The 13890-nt window shown below is 47.6% G+C and carries 12 protein-coding genes and 1 pseudogene; all 13 read right to left on the reverse strand.

Annotated features, from left to right (window positions below):
- Positions 1–457, reverse strand: a pseudogene (locus Q0Z69_RS14825) (kinase); the annotation flags it as partial.
- A 128-nt stretch (positions 458–585) separates the two neighbouring features.
- Positions 586–1677, reverse strand: coding sequence for an EpsG family protein (locus tag Q0Z69_RS14830; protein WP_298035177.1), 1092 nt, complete (start codon positions 1675–1677; stop codon positions 586–588).
- Positions 1678–1802: 125 nt separating this feature from the next.
- The gene (locus tag Q0Z69_RS16935) at positions 1803–2153 is read right to left on the reverse strand and encodes a glycosyltransferase (protein WP_367272330.1); all 351 of its coding nucleotides are present in this window, start codon (positions 2151–2153) and stop codon (positions 1803–1805) included.
- A gap of 702 nt (positions 2154–2855) precedes the next feature.
- A complete protein-coding gene (locus Q0Z69_RS14835; RefSeq protein WP_298035178.1) occupies positions 2856–4001 on the reverse strand; it encodes a glycosyltransferase family 4 protein in 1146 nt (381 codons plus the stop codon).
- Positions 3998–5206, reverse strand: coding sequence for a glycosyltransferase family 4 protein (locus Q0Z69_RS14840; protein ID WP_298035179.1), 1209 nt, complete (start codon positions 5204–5206; stop codon positions 3998–4000). The genes Q0Z69_RS14835 and Q0Z69_RS14840 overlap by 4 nt, the downstream gene beginning before the upstream one ends.
- Complete coding sequence (locus tag Q0Z69_RS14845) at positions 5137–6192, reverse strand: NAD(P)-dependent oxidoreductase (RefSeq protein WP_298035180.1); 1056 nt, start codon at positions 6190–6192, stop codon at positions 5137–5139. Before Q0Z69_RS14845 ends, Q0Z69_RS14840 begins: the two co-directional genes overlap by 70 nt.
- Positions 6179–6469, reverse strand: a complete 291-nt coding sequence (locus Q0Z69_RS14850; RefSeq protein ID WP_298035181.1) for a 2-C-methyl-D-erythritol 4-phosphate cytidylyltransferase — start codon at positions 6467–6469, stop codon at positions 6179–6181. Before Q0Z69_RS14850 ends, Q0Z69_RS14845 begins: the two co-directional genes overlap by 14 nt.
- The gene (locus tag Q0Z69_RS14855) at positions 6466–7671 is read right to left on the reverse strand and encodes a thiamine pyrophosphate-binding protein (RefSeq protein ID WP_298035182.1); all 1206 of its coding nucleotides are present in this window, start codon (positions 7669–7671) and stop codon (positions 6466–6468) included. Before Q0Z69_RS14855 ends, Q0Z69_RS14850 begins: the two co-directional genes overlap by 4 nt.
- Positions 7616–8149 (reverse strand): thiamine pyrophosphate-binding protein, encoded by a 534-nt coding sequence (locus Q0Z69_RS14860; protein ID WP_298035183.1) that lies wholly within the window; start codon positions 8147–8149, stop codon positions 7616–7618. The genes Q0Z69_RS14855 and Q0Z69_RS14860 overlap by 56 nt, the downstream gene beginning before the upstream one ends.
- Entirely contained in the window at positions 8146–8880 is a 735-nt protein-coding gene (locus Q0Z69_RS14865; protein ID WP_298035184.1) for a 2-C-methyl-D-erythritol 4-phosphate cytidylyltransferase, read from the reverse strand. Before Q0Z69_RS14865 ends, Q0Z69_RS14860 begins: the two co-directional genes overlap by 4 nt.
- A 24-nt stretch (positions 8881–8904) precedes the next feature.
- A complete protein-coding gene (locus Q0Z69_RS14870) occupies positions 8905–10065 on the reverse strand; it encodes a CDP-glycerol glycerophosphotransferase family protein (protein ID WP_298035185.1) in 1161 nt (386 codons plus the stop codon).
- Between the two features lie 123 nt (positions 10066–10188).
- Positions 10189–10890, reverse strand: coding sequence for a sugar transferase (locus Q0Z69_RS14875; RefSeq protein WP_298035186.1), 702 nt, complete (start codon positions 10888–10890; stop codon positions 10189–10191).
- A gap of 82 nt (positions 10891–10972) precedes the next feature.
- The gene (locus tag Q0Z69_RS14880) at positions 10973–13075 is read right to left on the reverse strand and encodes a Helicase associated domain protein (RefSeq protein WP_298035187.1); all 2103 of its coding nucleotides are present in this window, start codon (positions 13073–13075) and stop codon (positions 10973–10975) included.
- Positions 13076–13890: the final 815 nt, after the last annotated feature.

A 13890-nucleotide genomic window follows, 5' to 3' on the forward strand; every position in this document is an offset into this window, starting at 1 on the left:
CCGCCGCTATCTGGTCCTGCCAGCCTCCTGCCTCATCACAGAGCGTCCTCTCCAGATAGATCGCCTCTCTTGCCAGCCTGTCCTTGCCTGCATATTTCCCTTTTAGGGCGTAAAACGCATTCAGCATCCCTACCGCGAAAGAACTGCTCGTTCCCAACCCCGACCGAGCTGGAAGATCGCCCTCATAAGTAAGACGCAATTCGTGCATGTTCAGCATCTTCATAGCGTTCCGAATCGCGGGGTGCTTAATATCTTCAATACAAGTGACTCGCTCAATTCTAGAATAAGAAAGCTCTGTACTATAGTCAAAAAAACGAGGAAGATGTCTGACATTCACATAGCAATACTTATCAATTGTAGTGGACAATACAGCCCCATCATTCTCTCTAAAAAAACCTTCAATATCAGTTCCGCCCCCAAAAAAGGATACCCTAAATGGTGTTTTTGTAATAATCATTGTATATCCTCTCAATCGCTCTGATTCTGCCATATAGGTCTCACTACAGATAAAGAAAATCTACGAAGAAAGCAGATACGTTACTTACATATATTATATTCAAACATATAACAATGGAAATCATCGAATTATAAGCCTGCAACAGCGCTGAACCAAGTAGTATATGGAATATACTCCGTGTCGCCTCCTAGCGCTGTAATATATAAATGAATTATATATATCATAACAAAGGGAAGCATCATCAAATATCGTTGCCTTTTGGGATATACTTCAGTGCACAAAGGAAATAGAAGAATAATATAAACCAAGTAATATCTACCTAGACGAGATCCTGTCACTCCACCAAAAACAAATGGACATAAGACGCCAACAGCATAAATCTTGATAACCCCCAAAATCTGTTTAATTCTATCCCCATTGCACTTTCTATAAATTAATACGAGCATTATTATTGAATATAACAGGAGGAACAAATGTAAAAATTTAGACAAGTTTCCAGAATGAGTAGTATAAATAACTTCATCACTTAAATATTGGCTATATTTTGGTAAAAAAGCGTTCGTAATAAAGATGGCTATACTGCGGCCAAAAAGAAATAGAGCAACAAATCCCATCATAAATATGGTTGACGACATCCAATATGCCACATATATACCCGCACCAACAATCGCCGATGCATGAAACCCGGTCACAAATAGAACAACTACTAAGAATTTTGCCAGTTTTTTATCTTTTATAAAGCCAAAACTCAAGAGCAGTATTATATCAGCAGAAGTCTGTCTGATTGAGCTGAAGGCTTCAACCAAAAAAATCGACATATAAATTACAATAGAGAGACCTTTGTCAACACTGTATTTATTTACAGCGATTCCAAGACCGCCAAATATAATAATTGAATATATTGTAAAAGATATAATCGGCGCGTCGAGAATCGCCCCAACATATAAAATGATATTGTCAAATAATTCAAAATACCCATTCTCTAATACCCAAGCCAACTGCTTTCCCTTGTAGTTTCTGATAACTCCCAAATATGCATTAAAATCGAACCCGATTTGATATCTAATTGCAGAAACGATTATCAAGATAAGTATAGCGATATCATACCTAGTGTTCCATCCAGGAGACATACTGATTTTTTCATTACCTCTTATAGCTACAACTCTGTATTCGCTGCACAAGGCGATTTCAATGAGCATCAATAATATATAAAACCACATTCCTTCTGTCTCCACTCAGTTACTTTCATTACATCTTCAGATTATTCCATATCGTATCTTGTATTTTTTTGATATATTCTCAATATTCACATTATAGCTGTCGACTTACGCGGTTTTCCCATCACTCAAAGTTTCTTCATATATCTTATACTGCTCTTCTCTAACTCTCTCAAAAGAATAATTGGTAACGACTCCACGGTTATGCTTCCCGACTCTATTCGTTTCTTCGGGTCCCCTAGTAATATAGCAATTACCTTGGCAAAATCGGACGGACTTCTCGAATCGCATAGGAATCCTCCAACATTTTCCTCAAGCAGATTCGTAATCCCTCTTGTTCTGGACCCAACGCAGGGAAGGCTAAAATCCATTGTCTCTAACAACGCCCGCGGTACTCCTTCACGAAATAAAGGCATAGCAAATGCATCTAAGCATGACATTATTTCCGGTATGTCAGTTCTAAATCCCAGGAAGAGCATTCAATTCCCCTGTCACTGTGCTATGGCAGTTCTTCCAAGGTTGCTCTTTCTATCCACTGCCGTATACGATATAGAAAACGCTCTGTTCTCTGCTCTGTGCCATCGCACAAATAACGACCTGTACATTTTTGTTTTTATTCAATTCGCCGACCAATACGATAACAAAAGCATCAAGCGCCTTTATCATGTCCTTCCGCGCGATTGTCGGCATAATCCCAGTCTCAACGCCGACGCCATGCAGCATATATGGTTTCACACCACTTCTGGTATGGAACCGCTGCGCTACGTCAAAGCCCTCGCGCGTGATTGTGATAAGAACATCTGTCCAGTGCGCTAGAAGGCGCTCTTCTCACTTATAAATCGTTCTGTTAATAAGCGGCACACCCACCAAAAACCGTAGGCAGTATAAATGACCGGGGAAATACCTTTCAATTATGCCGCAATGCAGGCCAAAAAACTGCCATTCGGCGTACTGCAGGTGGCTGTCTCTATTTTCTTTTCATTAATAATCTGGAGTGGCTGCTGAAAAGCCTTCAAATTGCATACTTTTATTAGGTTGGACACAATATCGATATGTAGGGTTCTGATGAGGATGCCCAATAAATCTCCAATAAAATCCGAAAATTCGTGCCAGACGATTCATGACCTCATTCTGTCAGGTGGCCAATCACATTTTGGAAGCACAGAGCATAAGTCTTCACTTTATTCATTACCATCAATACTCTTATCACCACTCTCCCCGCTAAACTCCGTGGAAAATATACCGTACATCTGTTGACGAACGACTTTCGTTGTATATGTACGGAGTTTACCGACATTGGACCTACCCATCTTTTCTCTCAAGCACCCATCTTCCGCGAGTCGGCATATTGCTTCTTCATACTGCCTAATGTTATCCGCCTCACAAATATACCCGTTTTCCCCTTGTGTGATCAGGTCTCGATTTCCCCTGATATCTGATACTATACATGGCAATCCTAGTGCCATCGCCTCCATAGTGACACGCGGCAGTCCCTCCCTGAAGGAGGAAAGTACAAAAATATCCGCACAACGCATAACATCCAGAACGTCCGTCCTATAACCCAAAAGTCGTATTTTCCCCTGAAGCCCCTTCTTCGATATTTTCCTTTTTAACCGCTTATAATAGGGTCCCTCTCCGCAAATAAGGTAAAAGAGCTTCTGCTGCTCGAGAACAGAAATCGCCTCTATGATCGGTGCATAGTTCTTTCGTTTATTCAATGCACCAGCCGAAACAAGCACGATTGCATCCTTCGGTATGCCAAGCTCTTTTCGCATCTGCTCCGGCTCTTTCTGACATGGATAATGCTCTTCTACTCCAGCACCACCTATCTGATATACATGCCCCTTACCACGTAGCTTAAACTTTTGTGCAGCCTCCATGTCTTCGTCGTTAATGGTGATAAGAACATCTGTGACCCTAGCTAATGCCAGCTCTTCACTTTTGAATATGAAATTCCACCACCAAGGAGCGCCGTGATAAAATGTGAATCCATGCGCAGCATAAATGACCTTTTTGACACCCATGCGCCAGCCGACGATTCTCCCTAACAATCCCCCGATTGGCGTACTGCAATATATTGCATCGATTTGATGCTGTTTTATCAGCTGGAGCAACTGCCGGTAAGCACGGAGGTTTTTCCAATGCAAGGGGTTCCTTTGGATGTCTATGTGACAGCATTCACAGCTTACTTCACGGATGTCTCCCACGAACTGCCCAAAATTGGCTGCCCAAAACACCTCGTGCCCTAATTCCAGAAGTGGTTCAATAACGACCGCACAACCGCTGTTATACCGTTTTACCTGGTTCGTCACCATCAGTATTTTCATTGCCGCTCACCTTTCCAAGTTCCGCGGCAAAAATGCCATATAGCTGACGACGAACAACTGACGATGTATACGGGGTAATACCCCCCCCCCGCTGCATTTTTAGCACCCATGGCTCTGCGTAGTTCCGCGTCCCCAGCAAGAGTAGAAATTGCTTCCGCATACTGCTTTACATTACGCGGTCCGCATATAAACCCGTTCTCTCCGTTGGTGATCAAGTCTCGATTCCCGCGCGAATTCGAGACTATGCAGGGCAGCCCAAGCGCCATGGCCTCCAGCGTGGCACGGGGCATGCCCTCGCGCAGTGAGGGCATGACAAATATGTCGGCACATCCCATAATATCTATCGCGTCCGTTCTATAACCCAGGAGCATAACATGTCCCTCCAACCCTTTCTTTTTGATTTGTTTCTGCAAGTTTTCTTTAAGAATGCCATCTCCACAAATTAAGTAATATAGATTCTTATTCCCCAGTGTAGACAAAGCGGATATGACCGGGCCGTAGTTCTTATTCTTGTTCAGAGCCCCGGCCGACACCAATACGACCGCCTCATCTGAGAGCCCAAGCTCCCGGCGCATCTGCGCCCTGTCTTTGCTGACCTCGTAGTGTCCTTTGACGCCTGCGGCACCGATCTGATAGATATGTCCCGGACCGCGCAGTTTAAGGCTCTGTGCCGCGGCCATATCCTCATCGTTTATCGTGATCAGAACGTCTGTTAGTTTTGCCAGGACCTTCTCTTCCGTCCGAAATACAAAATTCCACCACCAGGGCGCACCCTTATAAAATAGGAAACCGTGCGCGGCATAGATGACAGGTCTGATTCCCCCACGCCAGCCAGCGATACGGCCCAACAATCCCCCGATCGGAGTGGAACAGTAGACTGCGTCAATATGCGTATCCTTGATTAAGCGCAACAGCTTTCTATACGCGCGCAAATTCCCCGCCTTTAATGGATTTCTACATATATCTATCTGAGTCGTCTCACAGGGTATCTCCCCAGAGTCTCCAACAAAATCACTGAAATCCGCCGCCCAGACAACCTTATGGCCGAGACTCATCAGCGGTTCCAGGCAGTTCTGGTATCCTAATGTATAAGTTCTTACTTTGTTTGTGACAATTAAGATCTTCAATGTATCCTTTATGTATTTGATTTCAACAATTTTACTGTCTTCTCTATTCCGGACTTGTAATCCGTTTTTGCTTGCCATCCAAGGCTTTTGAGCTTTTTATTATCTAGCAGCGCAACTGTCGCCTTGCTGTATCCCACAGCCTCGTCCGCATCGGGTATATCAAAAACAACCCTTGTTCCCGCAGCCTCCGCGCAAAGCCTTGCAAAATCCTTGAGTCGTATGTCCGAATGCTCGTCTGCTATATTGTAGGCTTCGCCGCTCTCACCCTTCAAAAGCACCGTCAGCAGGCCGGAAACCGCATCCGCCACATATGAATAGGAGTAAAGTTGCTCGCCTGAACTTTTCAAAATGATATCCTCGCCAGCGGCGGCCTTAAGAATGAACTGCGAGGATGCCTTTGCGTCGCTCATCAGCATCGTCGGGCCATAGACCCTTGAAATTCTTGGGATGACCACATCGAGTCCGTATCGCCTTTTATATGCATGGCAGAGTGCCTCGCCGCAGCGCTTGCTTTCTGGGTACCCGGCACGCAAAGTGTTGCAGTCGATATAGCCAGAATAGCTTTCATCAAACTTTTCAACGTCACCACGGTTTTCGCCGTAGATCTCGACCGAAGAGGCAAACATAAAGCGCTCCGTTCGGTGTTCGACCGCATATTTCAAGAGGTTATTGGTCCCGATGATGTTTGTTGTGATCGTGCCGATAGGATCGCCCGAATACGCGACCGGGTGTGTGTTACTGGCAAGATGGAGTATGTAATCGATCCTACCAAAATCACACGCCAAAGGCTTGTTTATATCATATTGAATAAATTCGAAATTCGCACTGTCATAATGATATCCAAAACGCGATCTTGCTTTTGCGGCATCCCTGCCAAGGGCATAAACTTTGCAGTCGAGGCCGTCCTTGTTTTTTTGCATGAGCACGTCGATCAAACAGCTGCCGATCATCCCCGCAGCCCCGGAAATGAGCATCAACTTACCTGCAAGCTTTTGCCATGGTAAATTAAGAGCGCAAACAGACTTTACGTCGCTAAAGTATATGTCATTATCAATCAGACTCATTGTTCAGTCCTGCCTTAATATATCCTTTGAACAATTCTAAATCGTCTTTTGTCGTGAGTTTTATGTTCTTGTCCGAACCAGCCGCGAAATAGAGCCGCTCACCAAGCTCGACCATCATCGTATTTGTGTAAGACGAACCATATATGCCAATCTCTTTCTCAAACGCCTCATGATATGCCCTGTCGAGCTTCCCGTATTTATATGCCTGCGGAGTTGCTACGCGTCTAAGCATTTCGCGCGGTATGTATTTCAAGGTAGAGATGTCGTTGTCGATCACAAATATCTGCTTATAGTACGGCATTGACGTGACTGCGTTGCCGTCTCCATCCGATCCGAATGCAGCATCATGAACGGTGCACTTAAAATCTTTTCAACCTTGACTCTCACCGATTCATCCAGTTCAGGTCTAATCCGCTGGCTTTCAAACTCAATTTTGGGGGTAAGAAGGCTGTCCTCCGGCAGGGGGATATCAAGCAGACACGGAGCGCTGTCGGTAAACCAGGATCCGAAATCATCAAGCTCATCATAGGACGAAAGATTGGCCGCTCTGATCCCGTAGGCTTCAGATATCGCACAAAAGTCCGGCACACTGTACCCTCCAGACGCCGTCGTGTTGGCAAAGCGGTCATCAAGGTCAAAATGCTGGGTCTCACTGATTTTTCCCAGCACTCTATTGTTCAGAATAAAAACCTTTATCGGCAGGTTTTCACGTTTCACCGTTTCCAACTCCTGGATATTCATCTGAAACCCACCGTCCCCAGCAATACAGTAAACCGGTTCTTTGCCTGCGGCTATACAGGAACCGATCGCATAGGGCAAGCCGCAACCCATTGTGCCATACCCGCCGCTAATGTGTATCCGGCCATTATAGCCTTTCAGTTCAAGCGACTGCGCACACCAGCACTGGTTCATTCCGACGTCCACTGCCACGATCGGGTCAGACGGTAGCAGGGACGAGATCTTCTCCACGGCCCTGTTCCCTGGTTGTTTGTCATACTCAGACAGGGCTCTCTTTGCCTCAAGACACCGCCCCTTCCATGTGGAATAGTCATTGACATTTTCATCCAAAAGTTTTCTTAAGAAATCCCGCGCATCGGTGTGATATTTTTTCTCATTTGGCTTTATATCCCTGCTCAATTCGTATTCATCTATATCGCAGCGTACCAAATCCGCCTTGGGAGCAAATTTTGTTGCTGTTCTACCGACTTGGCGAATCCCCAAGCGTGCTCCGATCGATACAATCAAATCACACTCGTTGAGGATCATATTGGCAACGCGGTTTCCATGCGTCCCTATAAATCCTATATGGAGATCGCCCTGTGCAAGGTCTACGCCGTTCATCGTTGTCAAAATGGGGATATTTGTTTTCTTTGCGAATTCGTGGAGCATATCGACCGCTTCTTTTCCGGCGCTTCTCACGCCGTTACCCACGAGCAGTATCGGCTTGTTGTACGTCGAGTGGAAAATCAATGATAACACCCCCTTTTCTTCCAAGGAGCGCCATATTATATGCGCGGCTGGCAATGTCGGCAAAGCCTTTGCTGCTATAGGCAGTCACAGAATACTTGGTGATATTCCTCGTCATAGAGACGATATCCATCTCCTGAAAGCCATTTTGCCGGATCCCGGAAAACCCCTTCATTTCGTTTGTGGGGACATTCCCGCAAATACCCATAACAGGGAATCCATCGAACCACGCGTCGGCCAATCCGCCCAAACCGTTCACTGCCCCAGGACCGGATGTCGTAAAATACACGCCGATCTTACCGCTCATCCTTGCATATCCATCTGCAGCCAGAGCACAGCCCTGCTCGTTATAGCAGACGTGGGTCCTGATCTCATTTCGGCGTTTATAAAGCGCATCCATAAACGGAACGATATACCCGCCCGCATAGCCGAACACATCGGTCACGCCGTGTTTTATCAGGAAATCCACCAAATACTCAGAACAATTCATGACTGTCGTCCTCTATCAACACAATAAAGCAGTTCCTCTGGGACTCTCAGCAACGCCTCAAACAGCGCCAAATCTTCTTTTGTGGTGATTTTTATGTTACTTGACGTCCCTTTAGCAAAGTACACTCTTTCGCCGCAGTGTATCAGCAAAGAACTCGTAAAGGTAAAATCGTGTCGGTTTTCTTGTTCTGCTTTTTCGTAACACTTTAATGCAAGCGAATATTTGTATGCCTGGGGAGATGCCGTGAGCATCACATGTTCCCGGTCGATATCCGTTATGCCGGACTGAAAATCTTCAGTATAAACGATCGGCGGGTGGCAGGCAATCGATGAGGAAGCATTACCCTTTTCGTGTGCTACCCTGATAACCTCATCTATCGCCTTCTGCGGCAGGATAGGCCTCACTGAATCGTGGATGATGATGAAATCATCAGGGCAAATCTTATCTTTCAGGAAAAACACACCGTTTCGTATCGAATCATGCCCGGTGTTTCCGCCTTCAATGATCCATTTCACTTTTGATAAGGAATATTGCGCAACGATATCCTTTACTCTGTCGCTCCAGTCCTTCACGTTTACCACAACGATTTTTTCAATCTGTGGATTGCGTTGAAAATTCTCAATGGAATAGGCGATGATGGGTTTCCCCTTGATTTCAATGAATTGCTTTGGGATCTCAGATCCCATTCTCTTTCCGATGCCACCGGCCAATATAATTACATAGTTACCCATTATCGTTCATACTCTATTTTCATATCAATGGATTAACTCCGTCAGTCTGTCAAGACACATCGTCGTTGCATTCCCAGTGCGTGTAACGTACTTTCTGCAATAATCCCATGCCGCTTTGCATTCAGATTGATAATCTATATTTTTAATTGCCTCTATAAGCTTTGTTTCGTCACGGATGACCCCATTAGGAAAATCCTTCTCAATATCCAGAAACAGCCCGGTATCTTCACAGTATCGCTCATAATCGTAACCGTAGCAAAACATCGGCTTTCCTAAAAGGCCATAGTCAAAGAAAGCGCTGGAATAATCAGATACCAATATATCAGCGGCCAGATAAAGCTTGTTAACATCCGGATAGCCTGTCATATCTATGATATATGATGGATCAAATGCAGAACACTTGCCTTCAGAAAAATGATGCTGACGTATACATATGATATATTCTTTGCCCAATTGTTTCCTCCAAAGATCGTAATCCAATTCTTTTACGCCATATTCTCTCCACGTAGGCATATATAGTATCATCCGCTTATTATCCGGAATTCCAAAATCTTTTCTTACCGAATATCTGTCATCATCTGTAAATTGGATCAATTCATCTTCCCTCGGGCGGCCACAATATAGCATTGATGATTCCTTCGCATTGAACCATTTAACAAATATATCTTTCATATAAGCGCCATCACAACAAAAGATATCCACTGTTGACAAGTCATAGTCATTTCTATTTTTAATTGCATTTCCACTTTTCTTAAAGCCACTTCCGTGCCAAGTATTCAAATATATGGCAGATTTCTTCTTAAAGTGGAGCCCTCTTTCGATATTTACATTTGTGATCCATATCTTTGCTTTCAGTGCCGTAATAAAATAAGCTGGCGAATCAATCATGACAAGGCTTGTTCTATTATTATGAACGCTCGGGCAGTTGCTCTCATCAAATTTTTTAGGAGACTCAAACGCCCAAACAAAATGGTATTGTAGAAATCGCTCATCCACTAACATTTTTTCATAAAGGACGCGAGGGCTATCGCTGTACTGCTCGCCGCCGTACGAGTTGAGCAAAACCAGCGTGTTATCCGTCTTTACAAAGAGGCCAACGAAGCGGAACAGTGTGCTCATAATATTTCTATAGATTAACTGCACTACACTGTTATGTTTAATAAGATATGCCAATTTTTTGCGCATACAATCACCTGCTACCTGCAAAATATTATTGTAGTCTAGCGGTTCAATCCTTTAATATACCCTCTATATTTTCTGCGATATTATAAACAGAATTTCTATTATAAATATAAAACCACGTCTAACTCACTCTGCACCATCAGCAGTAAAGACTACTCTTACCGTCTTCACCAATATCTTCACATCCAGCCAGAGGGACCGGTTCTTGATGTACTCCACATCAAAGAGCACTTTCTCCTCCGGCCGCAGGAAATATCCTCCGTTGATCTGCGCCAGGCCCGTCAGCCCCGGCTTCACCTTCAGCCGCTCACGGAACCCATGGATGTACGTCTCAAACTCGTCATAGAACACCTGTCGCTCCGGCCGGGGTCCCACGAAGCTCATATCCCCCTTCAGGATGCACCACAGCTGGGGCAGCTCGTCCAGCCGCACCTTCCGCAGGAAGGACCCCACCTTCGTGATACGCGTATCGTCATCTCCACGGGACCACTGGGCACCGTCCTTCTCCGCATCCTTCCGCATCGTGCGGAACTTGGTCATGCGGAAGGGCTTTCCGTCCTTCCCCAGCCGCTCCTGGGAAAACAGAGGCCCGCCCTCGGACGTGGCGCTCACCACCGCACCGATAATGAGCATAGGGATGCACAGCACTACCAGCGCCACGGCGGAGGCCGTGACGTCGAACAGCCGCTTTATGAAGCTGTACACAAGCTTGTCCTCTATCCGGCCCAAGGGCTCTATGTAATACTCCCCCCTCTTCTCAAAGGGCAGTATCACCGCCGCTCCCGCCTGCACGGACGTGTATTCTCTTTTCTCCGTCGCCTGGTCCAATCCTATCGTCCTATCTGTTTCTGCTCTTTTAGGTTCATGCTTTTCTATGACAAATTAGTTTTTGAATTAAAAAAGATAGTTTTTATTTTTGATTTATACCTAAATTATTTAATAATTCAATTTTATGGGGCGTAATGGGCACTGCATTTTTGCCCGCTGTCTGCACCAGATTTCTCTGCCTATAGACCCATCTGCCCAGTGCAAAGCCATCTGGTGTACGATACGCCACCGGCATATTCAGCGTCCCGTTCTGCCGGAAGTACCGCGCCGCTTCCTCATACGCCCGGCTCCATTGGCTCTCGAACCGGTTTCCCCAGTCCATCCCTATCGCCTCCAGCCGCCTCTCCTGCTCCGTCGTCAGCGGCCGGTTCCGGTTTTTCCCCGCATGGGTCTGCCGCAGGTTCCTCACCCACGCCCCCAGGTTGAAACCCGTCTCCGTCCTGTATCCCACCGGCACGTTCAGGTCCCCGTGCTCCTTGTAGTACTGCGCCGCTTCCAGATAGTTCTGCTCCCACCGGATGCTGTACACATCCCACTGCATCCCTATGGCATTGAGACGGGCGACTCGTTCTTCTGTCAGCACCGTCCGCTGCTCCCCGTTCAAATACTGGTCCCGCAGGTTCGATATCCACTTCCCCAGCTTGAAACCGTCCGCCGTCACATACTTCACCGGCACCAGCAGGTCGCCATGCTCTTTGTAATAGGCCTCCGCGTACCGGAAATTCCGCTCCCACGCCGTCTCCAGCCGGTTGGTCCACACCATCCCGATGCTGTCCAGCCGGGCTATCTGCTCCTCTGTCAGCCTGCCCGCCTGCCGTCCGGACCGCACCAGCCGCTGGGTCGTTATCCACGAGCCTAAGCAAAGACCATTGCTGACATATTTCTTTGGCACATTCAGATGTCCATGCTCCGCATAGAATGCACTGGCCGCTTGGTAATACTGCTCCCATGTACCCGTCAAGCTGTTCTGCAACGCACGGAACAGCTCCACGCAGTCCCGCACCTGCTCGATGACCTCAAACCGCTCCGTCACCACTTCCGCGCCCTCTCCTTGGAGGTACATCCGCTGGATGGCCGTGGTCATTTCCTCCTGCAAAGCCCCAATGCTCAGCAGGTTCTCCATGTTGTTCACCACGTCCAGGATCAGCGGCGTGGCGCTGTCCCCGGCAGTCAGGGCCCTGCCTATCTGCTGTTTGTAGATCGTCGGCGACACCGTGGGTCTAAAGAGAATGACGCCAGAGATGCCCGCCACATGGATGCCCTCGTTGAGCATGTCCACGCAGAACAGAAGTTTCAGATGTTCGCTCTCGTCCGCCTTGAACGCCCCAAACGCCTTGCTGGTGCTGGGGTCCTCCGAATACACCGTGTAGCAATGAGGATTTTCGTCTATTCCCCCGAACCATTCGGGGACATGGCTCTGCATCTCCCGGATATGCTCCACATTGGCGCAGAACACGATGTACTTGCCAGTCCTATTGGTAATATGCCGCTGGAATATCACATCCAGGCCGTCTGCCTGCTCCAGCGCCCGCCGCAGCGCGTCCAAATATCTCTGGGCCTCGTCTCGAATGCCAAATGCCCGGGCGGCGTTTATCCGCTTCTGCCAGCCCTCCAGGTCCTGCTGGTATTTGTAGACCGTGGTCACATACTTGGGCGCGGGCAATATCCCTCGCACGATGGCCTCTCCCAGGCCCATCTCGCTGGCAACGTCTCCGCCGAACAGCTCCTCCGCCATGTCCCGCTGGTTGTCCAGATACCGCACGCTGGTGGCCGACAGTCCTAGCAGCCGGGCATGGGGATGGGACCGGAGCAGACGCTCCACCCCCTGGCCCCACATCTCCGCCCCGCAGCGGTGGAACTCATCCAGGATGATATAGTCCGCTTCCAGCCCGGATATCTCTTCCTCGCCTATAAGCATGAGCTTGGCGTAAGTAACGAACTCAATGGCCTCAAAGGGGAACCCCGGCGCCAGGCGGCGCAGGTTCTCTGTCTGGGTCTTGAAGATGTACTCGCTGGGCGACAGCCACAAAAAGCGGGCGGAGGCGTTGTCCTCCACCAACTTGAAGGCAATGAAGCTCTTGCCCGTCCCTGTGGGATGGACCACAGCGGCGCGACCCTTTTCCGCCAGCAGGCGGCACACGGACCGATACGCTTTTTCGTTGTGCGGGTACAGCTCCACGCCCATCTGCTTTCCTCTCCAATAACCACATAATCTGCATTATGTGGTAAATAAGCGGCGTGAAGCCGCCTCAGTAGGTTAGGCGTATTATAGCTTGTTTTGGCCTTGTTGTCAACGATATGGCCGCTGCCAAATCTTGCAGTGCCACTATATTGGCATATTTATCATTGCATTGTAACTATATGTAGTAACTGAAAACATGGCCGCTTGTGACCATATAGATTTAGAAATTTCAATTTTAAACGTTTTTTAGGCCCGGTATCTGCGGATACCGGGCCCTTTTTGCCTGTTTTACCCCTCTTTTCGCCATGGTTTACCACATAATGCAGATTATGTGGTTTTTTCTTTTTGCGCATAAGCAAGGCAGAGGCAGATGTTCGATCTGCCTCTGCTGTTTTATGTCCGATTATTAACACTTCTGGGTCCCTCGACAGCTACATAGTAGAAAAGGCCCTCCCCTTCTGTGTGCACAGGCAGCAGAGCACCCAGTCTTTTACACCCCTCAGTCGAAATGTGTCGACACATTTTTGTCGCTGCTTTCTAACTTTTTGGCCTCTCCTGGCGGCTATATAGTAGAGGGACATCCTTCGCCCCAGCGGAAGCGCGAACCGCGCGGGGCTGCCAGACAACCGAATAGCCCATTCATCAGACACATTCCCATTGTCATTGCGATGAGCATGAGCCACTTCAGCGGCCGCGCCATGACCTGCCTCCGGCAGAGAGCGACTGACGGCCCGCTGAGATCGCCGGGCGGCACCCGGCGCGGCGATGACCAGCAATGGGGACAATGATACTCCCGTCCAGCCACAGTCGGCGGCTCT

The organism is uncultured Dysosmobacter sp., from assembly GCF_947631165.1.
GTDB lineage: Bacteria > Bacillota > Clostridia > Oscillospirales > Oscillospiraceae > Oscillibacter.

Coding starts and splice junctions, on each gene's coding strand:
- Q0Z69_RS14830 (WP_298035177.1), bottom strand. CDS start 1,677: ATGTGGTTTTATATATTATTGATGCTCATTGAAATCGCCTTGTGCAGC.
- Q0Z69_RS16935 (WP_367272330.1), bottom strand. CDS start 2,153: ATGCTCTTCCTGGGATTTAGAACTGACATACCGGAAATAATGTCATGC.
- Q0Z69_RS14835 (WP_298035178.1), bottom strand. CDS start 4,001: ATGAAAATACTGATGGTGACGAACCAGGTAAAACGGTATAACAGCGGT.
- Q0Z69_RS14840 (WP_298035179.1), bottom strand. CDS start 5,206: ATGGCAAGCAAAAACGGATTACAAGTCCGGAATAGAGAAGACAGTAAA.
- Q0Z69_RS14845 (WP_298035180.1), bottom strand. CDS start 6,192: ATGAGTCTGATTGATAATGACATATACTTTAGCGACGTAAAGTCTGTT.
- Q0Z69_RS14860 (WP_298035183.1), bottom strand. CDS start 8,149: ATGAATTGTTCTGAGTATTTGGTGGATTTCCTGATAAAACACGGCGTG.
- Q0Z69_RS14865 (WP_298035184.1), bottom strand. CDS start 8,880: ATGGGTAACTATGTAATTATATTGGCCGGTGGCATCGGAAAGAGAATG.
- Q0Z69_RS14870 (WP_298035185.1), bottom strand. CDS start 10,065: ATGCGCAAAAAATTGGCATATCTTATTAAACATAACAGTGTAGTGCAG.
- Q0Z69_RS14880 (WP_298035187.1), bottom strand. CDS start 13,075: ATGGGCGTGGAGCTGTACCCGCACAACGAAAAAGCGTATCGGTCCGTG.